This window comes from Cognatazoarcus halotolerans (genome assembly GCF_009800965.1).
Taxonomy (GTDB): Bacteria; Pseudomonadota; Gammaproteobacteria; order Burkholderiales; family Rhodocyclaceae; genus Cognatazoarcus; species Cognatazoarcus halotolerans.
Window position 1 is genome coordinate 51,362 of record NZ_WUAF01000018.1, and the last position, 22,305, is coordinate 73,666.

Consider the following 22,305-nt stretch of genomic DNA (forward strand, 5'->3'; position numbering starts at 1 on the left):
TCGACATCATCTTACGGGACGAGTGCCCGGATCGATCCGGCAACGGCTGCCCCCGGATTTTCTCGCAAGGCGGTGAACGCAATCCGGAAAGTTGATATAGTTCGCTGCGTAACTATTCCCCAAGTAATCAATATGCACCTCTCCCATTTCGAGGACCGGATCAACGCGGTCTGCGAACGTCACCCGGATCTGCCCCGGCAAGCGGTGATCCTGACCCGCCTGATCCGTTTTCTGAGCGGTGCGATCGATGACCGCCTGTCCCGCCTGCTCGAGCGCGAAGGCCTCGGCGGATCGGCATGGGCGGTGCTGACGATGATCTACAGCGACCGGGACGGGGCGGCCCGCCCGAGCTGCATCGGCCAGGCGCTGTCGCAATCCAGAGCACACATGACCCGCATTTCGGACGACCTGGTGACGGCCGGTCTGGTCGAGCGCGTCGCCAACGCGGTCGATCGCCGCGCGGTGGATCTGCGCCTGACCGCCGAAGGAGAGCGTCGCGTACAGGCACTGTTGCCGCAGGTCGGCGGGCTTTACCAGGAAATGCTCGGAATCATCGATCCCGCCGGCCTCGACCAGTTGGAAACGACATTGCGCAGCCTGCTCGGACACATCGAACACCTTCCCCCCATCGACCCGACAACCGGAACATCGGCATGAGCGAATCCCGCGTGACACCCGCACCCCGCAACGTGAGACGTCGCCGCTCCCTGAAGCTGCTGGCGTCCGCCTTCATGCTGGCCGCACTGGCGACGCTGGCCTGGTGGCTGCTCGTCGCCCAGTACCGCAGCGAAACCGACAACGCCTACGTGGCCGGCAACGTGGTGCAGATCAGTCCGCGGGTGAACGGCACGGTGGTCGCGATCCACGCCGAGGACACCGACCTCGTAGCGCAGGGCCAGGCCCTGGTGGAGCTCGACGATGCGGACGCGCGGATCGCCCTGCAGGCCGCCGAAGCCGGCCTGGCCGAAGCGGTGCGGGACGTTCGCGGCCTCTACTTCGGCACCGGTCAGTCCGCCGCAGTGGTGGCCCAGCGCTCGGCCGACATCGACAGACTGCGCCAGGAGGCCGCCCGCGCCGAGGCGGAACTGCAGCGCGCTCGGGACGATTACGCGCGCCAGGAATCGCTTTATCGCGACCGCTTCATCTCCGCTGACGCCCTGCAGGGTCGCCGCACCACCCTGAAGGCCGCCGAAGCCGCGCATGCCGCCGCACAGGCAGCGATAAGGGAAGCCCAGTCGGCGCTGGTCCAGGCACGCGAGCAGAAGAGCAGCTCCGAAGTGCGGGTCGACAACACCTCGCTCGAGAACCATCCGCGCGTCGCCGCAGCCGCGTCGCAGGTTCGTGCCGCGTGGCTGGCGCTGGCCCGCACGAAGATCGTCGCACCGGTCGGTGGCTACGTGGCGCGCCGCTCAGTGCAGCTCGGCGAACGGGTATCACCCGACAGTGCATTGATGGCGGTCGTCCCGACCGGCGACTTCTGGGTCGAGGCGAATTTCAAGGAAACCGATCTCGCCAACGTCCGCATAGGCCAGCCCGTCACGCTGCACGCCGATCTCTGGGGCGACGGGGTCATCTACCACGGCAAGGTGGTGGGGCTCTCGGCCGGGACCGGCGGAGCGTTCGCGCTGCTGCCACCGCAGAACGCGTCGGGCAACTGGATCAAGATCGTGCAGCGCGTGCCGGTGAGGATCGCGCTGGATCCACGGGAACTCGCCGAACATCCGCTGCGGATCGGTCTGTCGATGCGCGCCAATGTGGATACCCACGATCGCAGCGGCAAGGTGCTGGCCACCTCGCCACGCGTCGGCGGCGGCATCGACACACCGGTCTACGCCGATCAGTCCAGGGCCGCTGACAGCCTCATTGCGCGAGTGATCGACGCCAACCGCTCGGCCACCACGCGCTGATGGACAACACGGCGACATCGCCCGCCCCGTTGAAGGGGACGACGCTGGTCTTCGCGACCATCGTGCTCGGACTCGGCTCGTTCATGAACATCCTGGACATGGCGATTGCCAACGTGTCGGTGCCAACCATCGCAGGCGACCTGGGCGTGAGCTACACCCAGGGCACATGGGTCATCACGTCCTATGCGGTGTCCGAAGCGATCATGCTGCCGATGACCGGCTGGCTGGCGCAACGCTTCGGCCAGGTGCGCATGTTCGTGATCGCCACCCTGCTGTTTACGATCGCTTCATTGATCTGCGGGACCTCCTTCAGCTTTCCGATGCTGGTGACCGCCCGCATCCTGCAGGGCGCGGTCGGTGCCTCGATGATTCCGCTGTCTCAGACACTGATGACGTCGATCTATCCGCCCTCCAAACGCGGCCTCGCGATGGGCCTGTGGTCGATGACGACCATTCTCGCGCCGATTGCCGGGCCGATGACCGGCGGCTGGCTCACCGAGAATCTATCGTGGCACTGGGTCTTCCTGATCAACCTGCCGATCGGCCTGCTCGTTGCCGGCGGGGCGTGGGTGCTGCTTGCCGGGCGCGAATCGACACGGCGCAGCCAGCCGATGGACTACGTCGGCCTCGCGCTGCTGATCGTCGGCGTCGGCGCGCTGCAGATCCTGCTCGACAAGGGCAACGAACTCGACTGGTTCGGATCGACCTGGATCATCGTCCTGGCGGTGGTTTCAGCGGTCGCGCTGTCGTTCTTCGTGGTCTGGGAACTGGGCGAGGCACATCCACTGGTCGAACTGCGGCTGTTCGCCTCGCGCAACTTTCTGGTCGGCGTGCTGTGCCTGCTGTTCGGCATGGTGGCCTACTTCGGGACGGTGGTGGTGCAACCGATCTGGCTGCAGACCTACCTTGACTACAGTCCGCTGTGGGCAGGCAAGGTGGTTGCCTTCAGCGGGGTCTTCGGGGTGTTGCTGGGACCGGTGATCGGCGCCAACATGCAGCGTCTCGATGCGCGCCGCGTGGCGGTTTTCGGCATGACGACATTCGCCCTGGTGTCGTGGTGGAGCACTCGCTTCACCCCCGATGTCGATTACTGGACGCTGGCGCTGAGCCGGATGTTCATGGGCCTGGGCATCAGCTGCTTCTTTCTGCCGATCTTCACCATCAACCTGTCCGGCCTGGCGCCGAATCAGATTGCCGCCGCATCCGGGCTGTCGAGCTTCATGCGCAACGTCGGCTCGAGCTTCGGTACCGCGACCATGGTGTCGCTCTGGGACCACCGCGCGATCGGCCATCACGCGCTCCTGGCCGAGCACATCTCGGTATACGAACCGCCGGCCATGGACTACCTTGCCCGCCTGCACGGCCTCGGTCTGAGCCCGCCTCAGGCCCTTGCCCAGGTCCAGCGCGAGATCGACAGTCAGGCCCATCTGATGGCCACCAACGACCTGATGCTGCTCGGCGGGCTGATCATGTTTGCGCTGGTATTCGTCGTGATCTGGGCGCGGCCGCCTTTCGTTGGCCGGGGCGGCCATTAACGGCGATACTGCCGATGCCGCTCAGCGCCGATGACCGAATCGGTGACGATAGATCCGCAGCGCGGCGGCGGCGCTCACCGCGAGCAGCAGGGGCGTGACCGCATCGGCACGGTAGCCGGTGGCGAGGAACAGACCGGCAAGAAGGCCGGTCGCAGCGATTACGGGGCTGAGCAGACGATCCATGATGTCTCCGGGCGGAAATCCGGCAGATGCCGTTTAGTGTATTTATCAACAGTGGTTGTTTATACAGTTCGATCTATGGCGAGGCAAGCGATTTGTGAAGACCATCGCAGCGTCGGCCGTATCTCCGTGGTGACCTTTCACCCCCTTGTTCGTTAGTCAGGAGCCTTTCATGCCACCGGTCAGCCGCGCGATCATCATTGCCAGCGTCGTCGTCTTCCTGCTGCAGGCATCCGGAGGCGGTGCCATGCTGGGCATGTTTGCGCTGTGGCCCACGCCTGAGGTGCTGCTGTTGGCCCCATGGCAGCTGTTTACCTACAGCCTGCTGCACGGCAGCGTGGGGCACATCTTCTTCAACATGTTCGCGGTCTACATGTTCGGCAGTGACCTCGAACGCCTTTGGGGCGGCCGTCGCTTTGCGCTGACCTGGCTCGCCAGTGTGCTCAGCGCTGCGCTGCTGCAGATTCTGGTGGGTAGCCTGATGGGCGCCCAGGCCCCGGTGGTGGGCGCCTCCGGCGGCGTGTTCGGGCTATTGCTGTGCTACGGACTGCTCTTTCCGGATCGACGCCTGATGCTGCTGATTCCGCCGATCCCGATCCGCGCGCGCAATTTCGTGCTCATCTATGGCGCGATCGAGCTCTTTCTCGGCGTATCCGGGCTGCAGCCAGGCGTCGCACACTTCGCTCACCTCGGCGGCATGCTCGGCGGCTGGCTGATGCTGCGTCATTACCGCGGCCCGGGCCGGCGTGGCCGCTGAGCACGACACCCGGCTCAGCGACTCCACACCCCGCGTCCGCTTGCCTTGGCACGGTACATTGCCGAATCGGCGAATTCCATGAGGCCATCCACGTCGTCGCCGTTCCCGGGGTAACTGGCCAGGCCGACGCTGCAGCCGATCTCGACGAAACGCTCTCCCAGCCGGTAGGGCAGGGAGAGCGTTTCGACCACCTTGCGCGCCATGCTTTCGAGATCTTCGGCTTCGCGCAGTTCGGGAAGCAGAACCACGAACTCGTCGCCACCGAACCGCGCACAGGTATCCTCTTCGCGGAACAGGTTGAGCAGACGGTGGGCAACCTGGCGCAGCAGTTCGTCTCCCGCGGCATGACCGAGGGTGTCGTTGACCGGCTTGAAACGATCGAGATCGATGAACAGCACGCCGACCATGCCGCCCTTTCGCCTCGCCCGGCTGATCATCTGCGCAAAGCGGTCATGCAGAAGCACGCGATTGGGCAGCCCGGTCAGCGAATCGAAGTTGGCCTGACGCCAGACCTGCTCGTCGTGGCGCTTGCGGTCGGTCACATCGGTGATGAGGATCACATAATGGCTGACTCTCCCGGCCGGGTCGGTCAGGCTGCTCACCCGATAGACCGCGACGAATTCTTCACCGGAGGCACGTCGCGTGGCCACTTCGCCCTCACGGGATCCCGCCTGCGCAACGGCGCTCAGGATGCCCGCAAGCGCATTCCGGCCCGACTCGCTCGCGCAGAACTGCGCCAGGCCGTGACCGAGAGCCTCCTCCCGCGTGTAACCGGTGATCGCGCTGAAGGCCGGATTGACCTCGATGATCACGCCGTCCGGATCGGTCACCAGGATGGCCTCGCCCGCGGCGTCGAATGCGACCTTGCTGATCCGCGCGGCTTCCAGTGCAGCCCGCAGCCGGGTGATGTCGCGGGTGATCTGTACCGCACCGTGCGGACGTGCCTCGCCGGAGCGGAAGAGCGGGCGCGCCTGGCCGATCAGCCAGCGCGTCTCGCCACCCGGCGCGCTCACGCCGATCGTCGCGTCGTCGACCCGGGTGCCGCTCTGTGCCGCAACCAGGCCGGGCAGGCGGTCGGCCGCGAGCGCGTTGCCGGAAGAATCGACAACCGGGTATCGGGGCTCCGCCCCGGCTCCGCCAAACTGCGCTTCGTAAGCCTGGTTATGGAACAGATGTTCGCCCGAGGGCGATACGATCACCAGCCCGTCTCCGATCGCCGAGAGAATCGCACTCTGCCGCGCCTCGGTCTCCTCGAGCAGCCGTGCAGCACCTTCCGAACGACGGACCAGGTAGAGCACGGCAAGGATCGCGGCGATGAATCCGAGCATGCCCGACAGTGCGCCCGCCAGCATGATGTTGTGCGCATCGCGCCCCGGTGCGAGCGCATCGTCTACGCTCAGGCCGGCAACCACCACGAGACCTTGCGGCAGGCGCTGCCAAGCATAGTAACGCTCGACCTGATCGATGAAGCCGCGGCCGAAGAAGCCGCCGGCCGTCCCATTGCCATGCAGAAAGGGCCGATCCTGCGGCACCGTTTTCCCGAATGCCTGATCGAGCGCCAGCGTCCTGAGCACCAAGCCGCCGTCGCTGTTCACCAGGGCGAGGAGATCCCGCTCACCCATCTTCAGATGACGCAGGATATCGGTCCATTTCTCCGGCGACACCGCCAGCGACACCACCCCCGCAAAGCGGCCCTCCCGATAGACGGCTCGCGCCACCTGGACGCTCCACTTGTTGGTAAGGCGTCCAAGCACAGGATTGCTGACCAGAACCGGGTCGCTCGCCGGCAGCGACGCAGCCAGACGCTGATAGTAGTCGCGGTCCGCAAGGTAATTCGGAGGCGCAGGCCCCAGCGAGGAGTAGGCGAGGCGCCCGTCCGGTCCGATATAGAAAAGCTGATAGACCAGGCCCTCCGGCAGCGCGTTCATGACCAGCCCGCCATGGAGTTCAAGCGCGCCGCGCCCGGACGAAACCGCGGAACGCGCGCTGCGCAGGGCAAAATCGAACAGGTTGAGCGTCGCCTTGACGTTCTCCGCCGCGCTGGCCGCCTGCTCCTGGGCGGTGAGCTTGAGGTGCTCCAGGCGGCGTGCCTCGTCCGCGCGCAAATAGAAGAACACGCCAGCCCAGTAGAGCACCAGACCGACACCCGCGAGCATGAGAATCAAGCCGCGGAGTCGGCGCAGCGGCAAGCCTGAACGGCTCCCGCCCCGGTTCACGCTTTCACCCTTACTCGCCGCGAAGCCGCCACACTGTCATCTCCGACAATGTGTGCTGGAATTTCCGACGTGTTTCGCGAATGACGAAGGGCAGCTCCAGTGGCCCGTCGACAAGTTCGAAGCGGACGCCGAGCAGATCCTTGAGCCCGTCGAGCGTCGTGTAGCGCTCACCATCCTTCTTGAAGCCGCCGATCCACTCGTCGCGACGGGTATGCTCTTCGAGCCAGGTGTAGGGCGAACACAAGACCAGCAGTCCACCGGGATTTAGCCGCTCGTGAACGCTGCCCAGGAACTTGCCCGGACTGTAGAGCCGGTCGATCAGATTGGCCGCGACGATCAGGTCGTAATTGCTGAACACCGGCTTGAGGTTGCAGGCGTCACCCTGGGAGAAATCCACCTTGTCGGCCACCTGGTCAAGGCCGAGCCCGGCCAGACTGCACTCGCGGTAAAAAACCAGTTCGCCCTCGTCCTGCAAGGTGTAGCGAAGCATGCCCTGGCTCGCGAGCTTGACGCCGGCGTTGATGAAGCGCGCGGAGAAGTCGACGCCGGTGACCCGGTCGAAGAGCCGGGCGAGCTCGAAGCTCGCCCGGCCGGTCGCACAGCCGAGGTCGAGCGCGCAACCCGGTGCGGTGCGTGCATGTCGCCCGAAAGCCTCGATGGCATGCCGGGCCACCGCCTGCGGGAAATTGGGCACACCGAAGTAGGTCTCCCCGTAATGGAATTCGGCGTACTGCGACAGCAACGCGTCGCTCTCATAGTTGGACGAGACATAGCCGACCGGCGCATCCGCCACCACATAGCGAAAGCCGGCGTGCTGGAAGAAGTGCCGACGGAAGGCATAGCGCGAGACATGGCGTGACTCGTTGCCGGCAGACACCCAGGCGCCGCCCTTGATCATGTTGTGGCGGTCGTCGAAGGTCGGCGTCGTGAAATCGTCGTAGAGCGGATGGACCTGAAAACCCTCGAACGGATAGGTGGGCGTCTCGCACCATTGCCAGACATTGCCCACGACATCGTGCAGTTCACCATGCGCGAAGTGGGTGACCGGACACGAGGAGGCCCAGTGGTCGAGGTGCAGGTTGGCATCGGCCGGTGCATCCGCCGGCACGTCGGCGAGCCCCGCATGATCGTAGAGCCGGTTCCATTCGTCTTCCGTGGGCAGCCGCAGCGCCTGCCCTGTCTCGCGCGCCTTCCAGTTACAGAAAGCCTTGGCCTCGTGGTAGTTGGTTTCCACCGGCCAGTCCCAGGGCATGGCGACCTCCTCGGTCATGAGGCGCAGTTTCCAGCCACTGCCGTCGGGCACCCAGAAGGTCGGATGCTCGGCGCGGGCAAACTTGCGCCAGCCCAGCCCTTCCTCCTCCCACACGCTGTCGTCGGCATAGCCGCCACCCTCGACGAAGGCGAGAAACTCACCGTTGGTGGTGAGGTAGCGGGCCGCCTGGAATTCGGCCACCTGCGCCTCGTGCCGGCCGTACTCGTTGTCCCAGCCATAAATCGGGTCGTCGAGCTGGCGGCCGAGCGACACCTTGCCCGCCGGAATCCGCACCAGCTCGTTCGCGGGTACGGGACCGGTTTGTCGGCAAGGCTGCCAGTCCGACTGCGGCCGCACCAGCCGGAGCGGGTGCTGACGGATCAGCACCGATGAGGTCTCGAGGTGGATGCGCTCGTGCTCGATGCCCATCATCACCGCCCAGAATGGATCGTTCCAACCCACCGGCAGGGACAACGGCGCTTCGCGGATCACGCGGTCGACCACGGCGCGCACCTTGCGGCGATACGCCCACACCGCCTCGACCGGTGGCCAGTCGTAATTGGCCTCGTCGAGATCGTCCCAGCTCATCTCGTCGACGCCGACCGCGAACATCGACTCGAGCTTCGGATCGATGCGGCTATCGATGAGACCGGCGAGAATGAACTTGTTGATGAAGAAGGTCGCCGTGTGGCCGAGGTAGAAGATCAACGGATGGCGCAGGCTGATCGCCTTCCGGTAATAGGCCTCGTCGCTTGCAAGTGCGCCGAAGAGCGACTCGTAGCGATCGAAAGTGGCATGAAAGCAGGTGCGGATCTCCTCGCGCTTCGCTTCCGGATCCGGGCCGGCGAGAAGCGGTGTACGCGGAAAGAGCATTGCAGGTTGCGACTTCATTCGAACCCCGTTTTTTCTTGAAAGCCGGATCGGGAAAGCGGTTCGGCTGGCCGGGACAAGGATCCTGGGCGCCGGCATGAAATGCGGCGCGGCGTGGCGACAGGCGCGTTGCCCCCGTTGATCAACGGGAGCTTACACCAAGGCGGCAGCGCACCGGAAACCCGCGAACCGCGGGCCTAAACGTGGCGCCATGCCGGACGGGCAAAAGCTTCGGCCAGAAAATCGACCAATGCCCGCACCTTGACGGACAAGTGCTTACGCGAGGGATAGACCACGTAGATACCCAGCTCCGGCCCCTTGCATTCGGGCAGCACCTCGACGAATCGCCCGCTCGCCAACTCCTCGCTCACCAGGAAATCCGGCTGCAGGACGAGACCCTGGTGCGCCAGCGCCACCTCGCGGCAGGTATCACCGTTGTTCGCGCGCATGCGCGGACGGGTCTGCACCTCGCGCGGCCCGTCCGGCGTCTCGAAACGCCACAGATCACCGAGAGCGGCATAGCTGTAGGCGACCACCGCGTGATGGGCGAGTGCCTCGACGCTGTCGGGCACACCGTGGCGGGCGAGATATTCCGGCGTCGCGCACAGATGGATGCGGGTGCTGGCGATGCGCCGGTAAACCAGCGTGGAATCCTGCAAGCGACTGATCCGGATCACCGCGTCGAAACCTTCTTCGACCACGTCCACGAGGCGGTCGGACAGACTCACGTCCATCTCGACCTCCGGATAGCGCTCCATGAATCGACCCCACAGCGGGGCTAGGTGAGTGATCCCGAACGAGAAAGGGGCATTGACACGAATCTGGCCGATCGGCTGTCCGGTGACGACACCCACCGCGCTGTCCGCCTCCTCGACTTCGGCAAGGATCTGCTTGCAGCGCGCGTAATAGGCGCGCCCCGCCTCGGTGAGAGAAAGACGCCGGGTGGTCCGCTGCAGCAGACGAGCGCCGAGACGGCTTTCGAGTTCGATCACGTTGCGCGACACCGCCGCTTTCGACAGACGCAGCCCATCAGCCGCGGCAACGAAACTGCCGGCCTCGACCACGGCAACGAAATGCTCCATTTCGCGAAATCGGTCCATGCCCGCATTGTCAACTCATACTAGACAGTAAATCAATCCAATACCTGTTTATCCACAAGTACGACGCAAATAGACTTCACGCATCCAACCATCGGCCCAACGGCCATCGAATCGATCATGAGCTTGCCCAGCCTTTTTATTTCGCATGGCGCCCCGACTTTCGCGCTCTCACCGGGCCTGCTCGGACCACAACTGACCGCGCTGGGACGCAGTCTGCCCAAACCCCGTGCGGTTCTGGTGATGTCGCCCCACTGGAGCAGCCGGCGCCAGGAGGTGGGCAGCGCCGCGGCACCCGCCACGGTTCATGATTTTGGCGGATTCCCGCGGGCGCTCTACGAACTCGACTACCCGGCTGCAGGTGCACCGGGTCTTGCCGCGGAGGTCATCGCATTGCTCGGCCACCATGGCCTCAGCGCCGTTGCCAACGACCTGCAGGGCCGGGACCACGGCGCATGGGTACCGATGATGCATCTCTATCCGCAAGCGGATGTACCGGTGCTGCAGATTTCCCAGCCCGCGATGCCACTGCCCAGCACCTTCTTCGAGATCGGCCAGGCGCTCTCGCCATTGCGCAAACAAGGGGTGCTGATCGTCGGCTCGGGCAGCCTGACCCACAATCTCTACGAGATCGGCGCCGGTGCCCAGGCGGGCAGCGTGGCGCGCAACTTTGCCGACTGGGTATGGACGCAGATCGCCAGAGGCGACCTCGACGCACTGCTCAACTATCGCAGCGCGGCACCCGCGGCAAGCCGCGCCCACCCCACCGACGAACACTTCCTGCCGCTGTTCTTCGCGATCGGCGCGGCCGGCAACGACTGGATGAGCGCAAACCGGCTGGAAGGCGGCATGGACTATGACGTCCTCGCAATGGACAGTTTCGTGCTCGGCGCGGCGCCGGGAGAACTTTCGCCGACACACTGAACACCAACCACGAAAAACCGGATCAACCGTCCCCACGGAGCACAGCAATGACATCGCGTTACACCGCCACCGCAATCTCGCTTCACTGGCTGATCGCCATCGGCATCGCCGGAACCTTCTCGCTGGGTGTCTACATGCACGAGCTGCCGCTCTCGCCCACCAAGCTGCAGCTCTACTCGTGGCACAAATGGGCCGGCGTCACCCTGTTCGCGCTGGTCCTCGTACGCCTGCTGTGGCGTGCGACCCACGCCGCACCAGCGCTGCCGGTCGACACCCCGCGGGTACAGCGGCTGGCCGCCTCGGCAACCCATTGGGTGCTGTACGCACTCATGATCGCGGTCCCCCTATCGGGCTGGCTGATGAGCTCCGCCAAGGGCTTCCAGACAGTGTGGTTCGGCATCGTGCCGCTGCCCGACCTGGTCTCCAAGAATGCCGAACTCGGCGACGCTCTCAAGGAGGTTCACGAGACCCTCAACCTGACCATGCTCGGCCTCGTGCTGCTGCATGCCGCCGCCGCCCTCAAACACCATTTCATCGACCGCGACGACGTGCTCACCCGCATGTTGCCCGCCGCCGACCGCAACGCCTGAGTACAGGAACCCCCATGACCCGCACCACACGCACATTGCTCGCCTTGCTGGCGACCAGCACCGCGCTCGCCGCACCGACCCACGCCGCAGAGTTCAAGACGGTCGACCCCGCGCAGAGCCGCATCGGCTTCGCCTATACCCAGATGGGCGTCGGCATGGACGGCAGCTTCGGAAAATTCACCGCGAAACTCGCCTTCGATCCCGCCAGACCCGAACAGGGCAAGGCTGCGCTCGAACTGCAGATCGCCAGCATCGATGCCGGTTCGTCCGAGGCGAACGATGAAGTCAAGGCCAAGGACTGGTTCAATACGGCCGCCTTCCCGACCGCACGCTTCGAATCCGGTGCCATCAAGCCACTCGGTGGGAATCGCTATCAGCTCAACGGCAAACTCACCATCAAGGGCCGGACGCACGACATCACGACACCGGTGAGCTTCACGCCCAGCGGCAAGAGCGGCAGCTTCGATGGCGTCTTTGCGATCAAGCGCAGCGACTACGGCATCGGAGAAGGACAGTGGGCCGACGTCGGCATCGTCGCCGACGAGATCCGCATCAAGTTCCACATCGTCGCGGGCCAATAGGCACCGCCAGTTTCAATCCCCGGAAAATCGCGACACCAACCCAAACGGAGCTCAACATGAAGAAAGCCATCGCCTCACTCGCCCTCGCAATGTTCGCCGGCATCGCCACCACGCCCGCGCTTGCCGCACCGGAAGTCTTCAACATCGACAACACCCACACCTTTCCGCGCTTCTCGTACAGCCACTTCGGCTACTCCAAGCAGTTGTCGCGTTTCAACAAGACCAGCGGCACCGTCACCTGGGACAAGGCCGCACGCACCGGCGCGGTGGACATCACCATCGACATGAAGTCGGTCGATACCGGTTTCCCGCTCTTCGATGGTCACATCCAGGGCACCGACTTCCTCGACACCGCCAACTACCCGACCGCCACCTTCAAGTCTTCCAAGGTCGTGTTCGAAGGCGACAAGCCGGTCAGCGTGGAAGGTACGCTGACCATCAAGGGCGTGAGCAAGCCGGTAACGCTGACGGTGACCTCGTTCCAGGCCATGCCGCACCCGATGCTCAAGAAGGACGCGATCGGCGCCAACGCCACCACGGTCATCAAGCGTAGCGACTTCAACGCCGGAAAGTACGCGCCCAACGTCGGCGACGAGGTCACGCTCGACATTGCCCTCGAAGCCATCAAGATGTGAGGTTTCGCGACGCCCCCCGTCGGCGCATGGCGGGCGGGGAGGCGAGCGGCAACGCATACCGCCCGTCGGGTGGCGGGCCTTGACACCGAGATTGACGCGGGAATACCCCCATCGGCGTGTACACTTCGTGGTCTCCCCGCCTGCGAGTCACACACGCCGCCCACCAGTGGCGCTTCTCATCAAGGATTGCCCCCGATGCAACAGCTCACCCCCGCCGGCCAGCAGGTCGTCAGCGACCTCTCCGCACGTTATGGCGTCAGTACCGACGCGGTCACCCACATGCTGATCTCGGTTCTCAACGGACAGGGCAGCATGGCGCAGTTCAGCCACCCCGAGTTCGGTGGCAGCGGCCAGTGGATGCGCGGCGGCATGACCATGGTCGGCGACATGTTCAACTACGGCCTCAAGAACCTCGTCGACAATCTCTGTTCCGAGATCTCCAACATCCTCGGCAACCAGCCCGGCCTGCTGCAGACCGGCAGCTTCCAGTCGCAAAGCCAGTCCAGCGGTGGCATGTCGAGCGGCGGCATGCCGATGGCCCCGAACTCGCTGTTCGTGCCCGACCCGCGCTCGCAGTGGTATCCGGCCGAACTCGGCATGCCCAATTCCAGCGGTTCGCAGAACAACGTCCGCTACGCCTACTTCGCCAATGCGCGGCGCCTCGCCGTCGATGTCGGCGGCGACGTGGCGATCTACGACACGCTGAATCACCAGATCGGCGGTTTTTCGCAGCAACAGGGTTCGGGCGGCTCGATCACCTTTACCAGCCAGTACGGCACGGTGAACCTCGCCAGCCTGCCGATGCTCTCCCGCAACGGACAACCGGTGATGCCGGCACCGCAGAACGACGGCTACAACAACCCGCCCGCGTACCAGGAAAGCCCCAATTACAACCCGGCGCTGACCCAGAATGTCGGTGGCGGCGACACCAATGCGATCCTCTCGGCGCTCGAAAAGCTCGGCGACCTCAAGTCGAAGGGCATCCTCTCGGACGATGAGTTCGCTGCGAAGAAGGCAGACCTGCTCTCGCGCCTGTAAGACCTGCACCGCGGCGCGCATACCTGCGCGCCCCTGCGCCTGGAATCCGGCTGAACGAGTCCGCCCGGACGGGCGCCACCCGCCCGACACGGCGGGCGAGAGCGCAGTGCTTCCAGCCAGAGGATGGACAGGTGAGACGGCAGCGCCGCGCGCCAGCCCGGGTGAAGGTCACGATTCGCCCTGAGGTTGAAAGCCGCAACGAAATCGGCCTCGCCTTCGATCAAAGCGCGTTCCGGCTGATCAGTATTGACGATACCGATCTCCGGGCGCACCCGTCGATGCCCTCTGGCCGGACGCTCGACGAATTTCGGCAGAAGGCCAACGACGTAACCCGGCGCCCTATAATGCCGGGCCCCACAACCCGGCTCGAGCACCCATGAGACTCAACCTTAAGGTCCCCTTCGCGGAAAAGGACGAGGCCAAGAAACTTGGCGCCCGCTGGGATCCTGCACGCAAGCTCTGGTACATCGAGAACAAGGAAGACCTCGCACCGTTTTCGCGATGGTCCCCCAGCCGTCACGATACCGCCGCTGAGACGGCGCAGCCGCAGAAGCGCGCCAGCGTGGCGCGGCAGGCATCGTCCGGCTTCGTGCATGTCGGCAGCAAGTACGTCGAACATCCGCGTGTGTGTGACTGCCCGCCCTGGGAAGTATGCGACGCGTGCCGCTCCATGGCCCTGCCGGAGCATGCCGGGGACAGGCGCTGATGGAAGTCGTCGCGGTCATCGACTTCGAGACGACCGGACTCTCGCCCGCTCAGGGCGACCGTGCCACCGAGATCGCCGCGGTAATTCTCGAGAACGGCAAGGTGGTCGATCGTTACCAGAGCCTCATGAATGCGGGCGTACGCATCCCTTCCTTCATCGAATCGCTGACCGGCATCTCCAACGAGATGATCCATAGAGCTCCGGATGCGGCCGAGGTGATGCACGAGGTCGCGGATTTCGTCGGTGACCTGCCGCTGGTGGCCCACAACGCGTCCTTCGACTGCAAGTTCTGGGACGCCGAACTGGCCCGCATCGAACGCCACAGACGGCAGGATTTCGTCTGCTCGCTACTGTTGTCGCGGCGAATTCTTCCCATGGCACCCAGCCACCGGCTCGGCGCGCTCATCGAATACGCGCGGCTCCCGGTGGCTGGCCGCGCCCACCGCGCCCTTGCCGATGCCGAAATGGCGGCCAGCCTGCTGCTGCGCCTCGAGGACGAACTGCGCCAAACCCACCGGGTAGCGGAAGTCTCGATCGAGCTTCTCCGCAATATCCAGCGCGTGCCAAAGAGCCAGCTGGGCCGCTGCATCGAGCGCGCGCAGCAGCGCTGAGACCCGCGCCCGCAGCCCTGGGCCAGCAACCCGCAACGCGCAAGCACGTCCCGACCGCGAGCCGGCCCGGCCCACCTCGATCGGCTTCCGGGCCAGGTGGCAAAGCGCTCGGGAATCGGCCGGTAAAAAAATAGCTTGATATTAAATAGCACGCTATATAAACTGCGTCCCATGAACTCGCAGACCAGCTCACCGGACATGCCGCAGCAGCCTTCGCAACGCCTCGACGCGCAGCTCTGCTTCGCGCTCTATTCCACCAGCCTCGCCATGGGCAAGGTCTACCGCAAGGTGCTCGCCCCGCTTGGGCTGACCTATCCGCAGTACCTGGTGATGATGGTGCTGTGGGAGCAGGACGAACGCAGCGTCTCGGAAATCGGCGAGCGGCTGTGGCTCGACTCGGCCACGCTCACACCCCTGCTCAAGCGCATGGAGGCGGCCGGGCTGGTGCAGCGGACACGGTCGGCTGCCGACGAGCGGCAGGTAATGGTCACGCTGAGCCCGGCGGGCAGGGAGATGCAGCGCAGCGCAGCGGAGATTCCGACCGGAATACTGTGTGCCACCGGCTGCACGCCGGAGGGCCTGAAAGCGCTCAAGGCAGAACTTGAGGTGCTGCGCAGGAACCTTCAGCAGGCAGTATGAACACCGCCCATGGATGGGCCTGCACGTATTTGAATGATCATTTAAATTGCACGCGATTATTTAGTTCGCTATCGACCCGGAGCCTGCGACACCCGGAGCCGAAGACCTACCCCCGTCGCACCTCATCAGGAGATACACCATGCTCGAAAAAGCGCTCTACCAGGCCAATGCCACAGCCACCGGCGGCCGTGACGGCCGCGCCGTCAGTTCCGACGGCGCGCTCGACATCAAGCTCACCACACCGAAAGAACTCGGTGGTGCGGGCGGCAACGGCACCAATCCCGAGCAGCTTTTCGCCGCCGGCTACTCCGCCTGCTTCATGGGCGCAATGAAATTCGTCGCCGGCAAGGAGAAGATCGCGCTGCCAAGCGAACTGAGTATCAACGGCATCGTCGGCATCGGTCCGATCCCGACCGGCTTCGGCATCGAGGTGGAACTGCGGATCTCCGCCCCCGGCGTGGACAGGACCACCCTGCGTGCGCTGGTCGACAAGGCGCACATCGTGTGCCCTTACTCCAACGCCACGCGCGGCAACATCAACGTGACACTGACGCTGGTCTGAGCGTCGACGGATGATCCCGGGGAGCGGGCGACAGGCGCCGCCCGCCGTTCAGATGGCCTCGGCGCGACTGTGCGCAAGGTAGATCTCGCGCAGCCGCGCCGCCACCGGGCCGGGCTTGCCGTCGCCGATGGCGACGCCATCGATCTGCACCACCGGCGAAACCAGGGTCGTGGCCGAGGTGATGAACGCCTCTTTCGCGGCCTTTGCCTCTGCGACGTCGAAGCCGCGTTCCTCTAGAGTGAGCCCGAGTTCGCGGGCGCACTCGAGTACCGCGCGACGGGTGATGCCGTTGAGGATCAGGTTGGAGACATCACGCGTCACGATCGCACCTTCCGCGGTGACGATGTAGGCATTGCTCGACGAACCTTCGGTGACCAGGCCGTCGCGCACCAGCCAGGCGTCGTCGGCGCCGGCCTTCTTTGCCTGGTTCTTGGCCATCGAAGAATAGAGCAGCTGCACCGTCTTGATGTCGCAGCGCTGCCAGCGCTGGTCTTCCAGGATGATCACGCGCTGCGCCAGCTCTGCCGCAGACCGGGTCGAGAAATGTTTCTTCTGGGTATACAGCACCACGGTGTTGGGCGTTGCGCGGTCCGGGAAGATGAAATCCCGGTCCGCCACACCACGGCTCACCTGAATGTACACCAGGCCTTCGTCGATCTGGTTGAGCTCGACCAGCCTGCGATGAATTGCCAGCAGATCCGCGTCATCCATCGAGAAAGGCATGTCGAGCTCACCGAGCGAGCGGCGCAGCCGCGCCAAGTGGCCGGCGAAATCGATCAGCTTGCCGTCGAGCACCGCGGTGACCTCATAGACCGCGTCGGCAAAGACGAAGCCCCGGTCGAAGATCGAGATCTTTGCCTCGGTTTCGGGCAGGTATTGCCCGTTCAGATAGACCTGACGCATTGCTTCAACCCCAGAACGTTGTGGATGCGGGCGCCATCAGCGAGCCCTCGTAGCGAATCGCCCCCTCGCGGTCGCGCGCCAGCAGCAAGGGTCCGTCGAGATCGACGTAGCCCGCATCCTGGGCGAGCAGCTGGGCCGGCGCCATGGACAGCGAGGTTCCCAGCATGCAGCCGACCATGATCCCGAAACCGGCGGCGCGCGCCTGCGCCTTGAGGCGCAGCGCCTCGGTAAGCCCGCCAGTCTTGTCGAGCTTGATGTTGATCGCGTCGTACTTGCCCACCAGCCGGGCCAGCGTGGCACTGTCGTGACAGCTCTCGTCGGCGCACACCGGCAGGACGCGATCGATGCCGGCGAGGGCCGCGTCGGCGTCTGCCGGGAAGGGCTGCTCGACCAGCGCCACACCGAGGCGCACGAACTCCGGCGCCAGGGCGGCGTACTCCTGCGCACTCCAGCCCTCGTTGGCGTCCACGATGATCACGGCGTCCGGCGCGCCTTCGCGCACCGCCCGGATGCGCGGCAGATCGCCGCTCGAACCGAGCTTCACCTTGAGCAGCGGCCGGTGCGCGTTCTCCGCGGCACGGGCGCGCATCTCGTCCGGTTCGCCGAGCGAGAGCGTGTAGGCGGTAATCATCGGCTGCGGCGCGGCCAGCCCGGCGAGCCGCCACACCGGCATCCCTGTGCGCCTTGCCTCCAGATCCCACAGCGCGCAGTCGAGCGCGTTGCGCGCGGCGCCGGCTGGCAGCCGGTTCTGCAGCGCAATGCGATCCAGCCCGTGTCGCAGGTCGGCAGCGATATCCTGGATGGCCTCGATGACACTGTCGACGGTCTCACCGTAGCGGGCATAGGGCACGCACTCGCCCCGGCCGACCAAGCCATCCGCGGCGAGCTCGACCGTCACCACCCTGATCTCGGTGCGCGAACCACGCGAGATGGTGAAGCGTCCGGCCACCGGAAAGCGCTCCTCGCAGGCCTTCAGGGCGATCGCACTCACAGTGCGTCCAGCGCCTCGGCAAGCCGCTGCGCACCGTGACGGAACGGGTCCACCGTGGGCAGGCCCATGCGCGCCTCGGTTTCGCGGCACAGCGCCAGCGCTTCTTCGGCGCCCATCGCCGCGGTGTTGAGCGAGATGCCGACCACCTTGCAGTCCGGGTTGACCATGCGCGCCATCAGCAGCGCGGTATCGCGCAAGGCCTCGAGACTCGGCAGGTGGTAATCGGGCAGGCCGCGCATGTGCGGGCGGCCCGGCTCGTGGCAGAGCACCAGCGCATCGGGCTGGCCACCATGGATGAGGGCCAGCGTCACACCCGAGTAGGAGGCGTGGAACAGGCTGCCCTGACCCTCGATGAGATCCCAATGATCGGGCGCGTTGTCGGGCGTCAGGAACTCGATTGCGCCGGCCATGAAATCGGCCACCACCGCATCGAGCGGCACGCCGTCGCCGGTGATGAGGATCCCGGTCTGGCCGGTGGCACGGAAGGTCGCGCGCTGGCCCCGCTCGAGCATCGCCTTCTCGAGACACAGCGCAGTGTACATCTTGCCCACCGAGCAATCGGTGCCGACGGCCAGCACCCGCTTGCCGCTGCGGCGCTTGCCGGTAGCGATCGGGTAGGGCACGGGCGGAATGCGCACATCGTGCAGGCTGCGACCAAGCGCCTGCGCCCTGGCCGCCAGATCGGCTTCGTCACGCAACAGGTTGTGCAGGCCCGAGGCGAGGTCGAGGCCGGCGTCGAGCGCTTCGAGCAACACCGATTTCCAGCTCGCCGAGATGATGCCACCCCGGTTGGCGACGCCGATCACCAGCGTCTTCACGCCCTTGTCGACCGCCTCGGCAATACTCAGGTCGGGCAAGCCGAGGTTGGCGTTGCAGCCAGGCAGGCGCAACTGGCCGATGGCATGTTCCGGACGCCAGTCCTTGATGCCTTGGGCGACCTTGGCGGCGAGGCCGTCCGGCGCGTCGCCTAGAAACAGGAGATAGGGGGTTTCGATCATCGCAGTCAGCCACCTTGGGAAGATTCTGCCTCGCGCGGGCAGGCGCACTACCCGGCACCGTTATACCGCAGTGCATCATGCGCACCCTGCCGCGCTTTGGCAAGCGTTCCGACCGACAGGTTCCGACGCATCGGCCGATTCCTCAGCCGCTCACCGCAACCCGCCGGACGCTTTCGGCCGCCCCGTCAGGAGTGAAGCGCTGACGAAAGTCGAACGCGGCGGGGCCCGCGCCCTCGCGGCTGAGCAGCGCGAGCCGTTCGAGCGCTTCGGCGATGTCCGGCCGATGCCCGTCGGCCACCCACCAAAGCACCATGTGCGGCCCGGTCGGTCGCTCGAACCAGTCGCGGCGGCTGGCCATCGGGCGGGTATGCGTCGAACGATAGACGAACTCGAAAAGGCTGTCGGTGTTGCGCCATACCGACAGGTTGAAGATCATCAGCGGATCGTCGCCGACGACGGTGTCGCCCTCAAGCGCGTCGCCACCATGGCGCCACACCAGGCCCGGGTCGGCGTCGGCAAGCGCGTTGATTTCGTCGAGCTGTGCGACGAAACCCGCGATCTGCGGCGAATCGACGGGTGCGAGCAGACGGGCGATATTCAATTGGGCAAGTTGCATGTCGGCATTTCCGGCGTAGGTACGGTCATCGACCGACAAGGTTCTCGCTTCGCGATGCGTAGATCAAGCGAGGCTTTTTCACGCAAAGGTGAGTACCGCTCACCCATGCTCCGAGGAATACGGAGCCAGGTCGGCCTCCACCTCCTGCCGAAGCCAGGCGACGAAACGCTGGAGCAAGGGCGTTTCGGTCTGGCGTTCGGGCCTCACCAGCCAGTAGCGCCAGCGCTGCGGGCGTCCATGCGCGTCCAGACCGGCGGCCGCGGAAACGAACTGACCGGGACCGTATTCGAGCGGCACCTCGATGCCGAACGGTTTCACGAGCCGACCCTCGCGCAGCGCCCGCATTGCCAGGCTGCGCCGCGCCAGCGCCACGCCCTGTCCGTCGATGGCAGCCTGCACCACCACGCCCGAATCACTCAGAGCGAGACCGCTGGCCGGCTCCGGCCAGTCCAGCCCGGCGGCGCGAAACCAGTGCTGCCAGTCCTCGCCGACCGAACGGATCAGCGGCAGGCCGGCAAGGCCGGCCGGCAAACTCGGGATGCCGCCGGCGAAATCCGGCGCCATCACCGGAAACAGCACGTCGTCCATCAACAGCTCGGTCCGCAAGCCGGGGTAGTTGCCGAAACCCCAGCGGATCGCCACATCCACGCCATCGCGAGCGAAATCAGCGATCGCGTCCGACGAGAGCACGTTGAGTTCGCAGCCCGGATTCGCATCCAGAAACGCGACCAGCCGCGGCGCCAGCCAGCGCCCGGCGAACGACGGCATCACACTTACCGAGAGGCGCAGCGGGTTGATGCGGTGGCGCAGCCCCGCGAGCGCGTCGGCAAGCTGCCGCAGCGCGCCATTGACCGCCGGCAGCAATTCCTCGCCCGCCGGCGTGAGCACCACCGCACGGCCCTCGCGGGCAAACAACGGCATGCCGAGCTGTGCCTCGAGCGCCTTGATCTGATGGCTGACCGCGCTGTGGGTCACATTCAGCTCGCCCGCCGCGCGGGTGTAGCTGCCGAGCCGGGCCGCCGCCTCGAAGGTTCGCAGCGCAGGCAGGGGCGGAAGTTTTCCGGGTGCTTCCATATGTAAATTGTTTTCACATTATCTGGAATAAAGATCGTTATTCATACCGCTCGTGTTCAAACAGAATCAGCACATCCATCCTGATCATGAAACACGTCCGGAGATCGATCATGCAAACAAAGCTAACACAAGGAACGCTGGAACTGGCTGCCGGGAAAGCATATTCCCTGCACGGCCGGTGCGGTTACCTGTTGAGCTGCAGCAAAGGGCGCGTGTGGCTGACGCTGACCGGTCATGCCCAGGATGTCGTGATGCAGCCTGGACAGACGCTGGTGCTGCCGGACGACGGCCTGGTGGTGGTCGAGTCGGACACCGACGCGGTGCTGATCTTCGGACGACAGGCGCTGCGCGAGGACGCGCCCGCAGTCCGGCGAGCTCGTGCGGCAGGCCATCCGGCCAGAGCCGCAAGGGTGCACATGCTGGAATCCTGCGGTTGAGACCGGGCAGTCCGACCACCGCGAGGCAGGAACACGCAGCGCCAGTGGCACGCCGCAAACCCGGTCGATTCCCCCAAGGGCACCGGAGAATGGAGTAGGCGGGACATCTTCGGCCGCGCAGGCTTGCCCGACTGCGCGGCCTTCGGTCGGTCACGTCCAGCGGACGATCTGGCCGTCGATCATGCCGGCGAACGACTGGAAGACGATGCGCGCTTTCGATGCGGCTTTCGAGCTCGTGACGGCATGGACCCCGTCCGCCGCGAACAGCAGCAGATCGCCGGCACGGGGACGGATGTCGATGAACGGCGTATCGGCCAGCAGCTCGGTCGGATAGGGGTAGCCGGTCTTCTCGACGCCCAGTGCGCGTTTGGTTCGCGCATCCGGCACGATGTTCCACATCCGCAGGGCAGCACCTTCCTGATCGTCCGGGGTGAGCACATAGAAATTGAAGCCGCACACCCGGTGAGCCGCGCCGAATTCGTAGCCATCGGTTTGCCCGCGATCCTCGTGCGCCTTGAGCGCCAGCGGCCCCTCATCGACGAAGTGGGTCGCCCGGAACTCCATCGCGGCGCGCCCGCCATGGCGTGCCGGACGCACCACCACACCCGGGTCCACCGTGGCCTGCAGGATCTCCTGTGCCATACTCGGCAGATGCACGCCGGCCGCCGCGTAGATCGCCTCCATGTCGGCACGGGCCCCGGGCACCCTGCCGAAATAGTCGTCGGGCGTAAGCCCGTACGATCCGAGGCCGATCTCGTAGGCCGGCACGCCGTCATGGCGGCGCTGTGCCGACTGATCCAGGTAGGCATTCGCAAGCGCGGCACTCTGCTCCTGTGCAAGCGCATTGCGGATGATGCAGGCCGGGCGCAGGCCGAGCAGCACCGACATGACGCCTTCATTGTCGGGCTGGTTGTCGGTCTCGTAGGCGCAGAAGCGTTGTTGCGGAAACTTGCTTCCATTGAGCTTGGTCGGATTCATGATTCACCTCTGTCGGTTGATTGCGCGGATCCCGACAACCCAGCTTGAGCCGCTGCGCCCGGGACAATTTCAGTGTCGACGAGGCACCGCCGGAGCACATTGAGGAATACAGACCCCTTATCGACCACCGCACCGGGCACGAGACCGGGCGTTATGGCGGGTAGAACCAGCCCGCATGGCAGGAAATACCCCAGGCAACTCTGGGTAT

The 22,305-nt window shown here is 65.2% G+C and carries 24 protein-coding genes; 14 read left to right on the forward strand and 10 right to left on the reverse strand.

Going from position 1 to position 22,305, the window contains the following annotated elements:
* The first annotated feature begins 132 nt into the window (after nt 1-132).
* From GQB03_RS18565 to GQB03_RS18575, 3 genes are read left to right on the forward strand one after another with little or no spacing between them, the layout of a single operon-like run.
* Nucleotides 133-657, forward strand: coding sequence for a MarR family winged helix-turn-helix transcriptional regulator (locus tag GQB03_RS18565; RefSeq protein ID WP_159692546.1), 525 nt, complete (start codon nt 133-135; stop codon nt 655-657).
* Complete coding sequence (locus tag GQB03_RS18570) at nt 654-1,907, forward strand: HlyD family secretion protein (RefSeq protein WP_159692548.1); 1,254 nt, start codon at nt 654-656, stop codon at nt 1,905-1,907. Before GQB03_RS18565 ends, GQB03_RS18570 begins: the two co-directional genes overlap by 4 nt.
* Nucleotides 1,907-3,442, forward strand: a complete 1,536-nt coding sequence (locus GQB03_RS18575; RefSeq protein ID WP_159692550.1) for a DHA2 family efflux MFS transporter permease subunit — start codon at nt 1,907-1,909, stop codon at nt 3,440-3,442. Before GQB03_RS18570 ends, GQB03_RS18575 begins: the two co-directional genes overlap by 1 nt.
* A gap of 21 nt (nt 3,443-3,463) precedes the next feature.
* Here the strand turns inward: GQB03_RS18575 and GQB03_RS18580 are convergent, their stop codons facing one another.
* Nucleotides 3,464-3,625: a hypothetical protein gene (locus GQB03_RS18580; RefSeq protein ID WP_159692552.1), complete on the reverse strand. Its 162-nt coding sequence runs from the start codon at nt 3,623-3,625 to the stop codon at nt 3,464-3,466.
* Nucleotides 3,626-3,794: 169 nt separating this feature from the next.
* On the opposite strand from GQB03_RS18580, the gene GQB03_RS18585 reads away from it, so the two are divergent.
* Nucleotides 3,795-4,379 (forward strand): rhomboid family intramembrane serine protease, encoded by a 585-nt coding sequence (locus GQB03_RS18585; protein ID WP_159692554.1) that lies wholly within the window; start codon nt 3,795-3,797, stop codon nt 4,377-4,379.
* Nucleotides 4,380-4,393: 14 nt separating this feature from the next.
* On the opposite strand, the gene GQB03_RS18590 is transcribed toward GQB03_RS18585, so the two are convergent.
* The 3 genes from GQB03_RS18590 to GQB03_RS18600 form a co-directional block, all read right to left on the reverse strand.
* Nucleotides 4,394-6,535, reverse strand: a complete 2,142-nt coding sequence (locus GQB03_RS18590; RefSeq protein ID WP_235027133.1) for a bifunctional diguanylate cyclase/phosphodiesterase — start codon at nt 6,533-6,535, stop codon at nt 4,394-4,396.
* A 70-nt stretch (nt 6,536-6,605) separates the two neighbouring features.
* Entirely contained in the window at nt 6,606-8,720 is a 2,115-nt protein-coding gene (gene ovoA / locus GQB03_RS18595) for a 5-histidylcysteine sulfoxide synthase (protein ID WP_235027130.1), read from the reverse strand.
* A 194-nt stretch (nt 8,721-8,914) separates the two neighbouring features.
* On the reverse strand, nt 8,915-9,817 hold the full coding sequence (locus GQB03_RS18600) for a LysR family transcriptional regulator (protein WP_159692560.1): 903 nt from the start codon (nt 9,815-9,817) through the stop codon (nt 8,915-8,917).
* Between the two features lie 117 nt (nt 9,818-9,934).
* Here GQB03_RS18600 and GQB03_RS18605 point away from each other — a divergent pair, with 117 nt between their 5' ends.
* From GQB03_RS18605 to GQB03_RS18645, 9 genes are all read left to right on the forward strand, one after another.
* A complete protein-coding gene (locus GQB03_RS18605) occupies nt 9,935-10,738 on the forward strand; it encodes a DODA-type extradiol aromatic ring-opening family dioxygenase (RefSeq protein ID WP_159692562.1) in 804 nt (267 codons plus the stop codon).
* Between the two features lie 47 nt (nt 10,739-10,785).
* Nucleotides 10,786-11,328 (forward strand): cytochrome b, encoded by a 543-nt coding sequence (locus GQB03_RS18610; RefSeq protein WP_159692564.1) that lies wholly within the window; start codon nt 10,786-10,788, stop codon nt 11,326-11,328.
* Between the two features lie 14 nt (nt 11,329-11,342).
* Entirely contained in the window at nt 11,343-11,909 is a 567-nt protein-coding gene (locus tag GQB03_RS18615; protein ID WP_159692566.1) for a YceI family protein, read from the forward strand.
* A gap of 56 nt (nt 11,910-11,965) precedes the next feature.
* Complete coding sequence (locus tag GQB03_RS18620; protein ID WP_159692568.1) at nt 11,966-12,544, forward strand: YceI family protein; 579 nt, start codon at nt 11,966-11,968, stop codon at nt 12,542-12,544.
* Nucleotides 12,545-12,739: 195 nt separating this feature from the next.
* Nucleotides 12,740-13,582: an SHOCT domain-containing protein gene (locus GQB03_RS18625; protein WP_159692570.1), complete on the forward strand. Its 843-nt coding sequence runs from the start codon at nt 12,740-12,742 to the stop codon at nt 13,580-13,582.
* Nucleotides 13,583-13,958: 376 nt separating this feature from the next.
* Nucleotides 13,959-14,288, forward strand: coding sequence for a DUF5710 domain-containing protein (locus GQB03_RS18630; RefSeq protein ID WP_159692572.1), 330 nt, complete (start codon nt 13,959-13,961; stop codon nt 14,286-14,288).
* Nucleotides 14,288-14,899 carry a 3'-5' exonuclease gene (locus GQB03_RS18635; protein ID WP_159692574.1) on the forward strand — a complete coding sequence of 204 codons (612 nt, stop codon included), beginning with the start codon at nt 14,288-14,290 and terminating at the stop codon, nt 14,897-14,899. The genes GQB03_RS18630 and GQB03_RS18635 overlap by 1 nt, the downstream gene beginning before the upstream one ends.
* Nucleotides 14,900-15,070: 171 nt before the next feature.
* On the forward strand, nt 15,071-15,538 hold the full coding sequence (locus tag GQB03_RS18640) for a MarR family winged helix-turn-helix transcriptional regulator (RefSeq protein ID WP_159692576.1): 468 nt from the start codon (nt 15,071-15,073) through the stop codon (nt 15,536-15,538).
* Nucleotides 15,539-15,677: 139 nt separating this feature from the next.
* A complete protein-coding gene (locus tag GQB03_RS18645) occupies nt 15,678-16,100 on the forward strand; it encodes an organic hydroperoxide resistance protein (protein WP_159692578.1) in 423 nt (140 codons plus the stop codon).
* A gap of 48 nt (nt 16,101-16,148) precedes the next feature.
* Here GQB03_RS18645 and GQB03_RS18650 read toward each other — a convergent pair whose 3' ends face one another.
* The 5 genes from GQB03_RS18650 to gcvA all read right to left on the reverse strand — a co-directional run bounded on the left by GQB03_RS18650 (nt 16,149) and on the right by gcvA (nt 20,682).
* Nucleotides 16,149-17,003, reverse strand: a complete 855-nt coding sequence (locus GQB03_RS18650; RefSeq protein WP_159692580.1) for a D-amino-acid transaminase — start codon at nt 17,001-17,003, stop codon at nt 16,149-16,151.
* Between the two features lie 4 nt (nt 17,004-17,007).
* The gene (gene dgcA, locus GQB03_RS18655; RefSeq protein WP_159692582.1) at nt 17,008-17,994 is read right to left on the reverse strand and encodes an N-acetyl-D-Glu racemase DgcA; all 987 of its coding nucleotides are present in this window, start codon (nt 17,992-17,994) and stop codon (nt 17,008-17,010) included.
* A complete protein-coding gene (dgcN, locus tag GQB03_RS18660; protein ID WP_159692584.1) occupies nt 17,991-18,992 on the reverse strand; it encodes an N-acetyltransferase DgcN in 1,002 nt (333 codons plus the stop codon). Before dgcN ends, dgcA begins: the two co-directional genes overlap by 4 nt.
* 142 nt (nt 18,993-19,134) lie before the next feature.
* Nucleotides 19,135-19,608: a DUF3291 domain-containing protein gene (locus GQB03_RS18665; RefSeq protein ID WP_159692586.1), complete on the reverse strand. Its 474-nt coding sequence runs from the start codon at nt 19,606-19,608 to the stop codon at nt 19,135-19,137.
* Between the two features lie 99 nt (nt 19,609-19,707).
* Entirely contained in the window at nt 19,708-20,682 is a 975-nt protein-coding gene (gene gcvA, locus GQB03_RS18670; protein ID WP_159692588.1) for a transcriptional regulator GcvA, read from the reverse strand.
* A 110-nt stretch (nt 20,683-20,792) separates the two neighbouring features.
* On the opposite strand from gcvA, the gene GQB03_RS18675 reads away from it, so the two are divergent.
* On the forward strand, nt 20,793-21,119 hold the full coding sequence (locus GQB03_RS18675; RefSeq protein ID WP_159692590.1) for a DUF2917 domain-containing protein: 327 nt from the start codon (nt 20,793-20,795) through the stop codon (nt 21,117-21,119).
* 150 nt (nt 21,120-21,269) lie between these two features.
* Here the strand turns inward: GQB03_RS18675 and GQB03_RS18680 are convergent, their stop codons facing one another.
* Nucleotides 21,270-22,097 (reverse strand): 2OG-Fe(II) oxygenase family protein, encoded by an 828-nt coding sequence (locus GQB03_RS18680; RefSeq protein WP_159692592.1) that lies wholly within the window; start codon nt 22,095-22,097, stop codon nt 21,270-21,272.
* Nucleotides 22,098-22,305 lie beyond the last annotated feature (208 nt).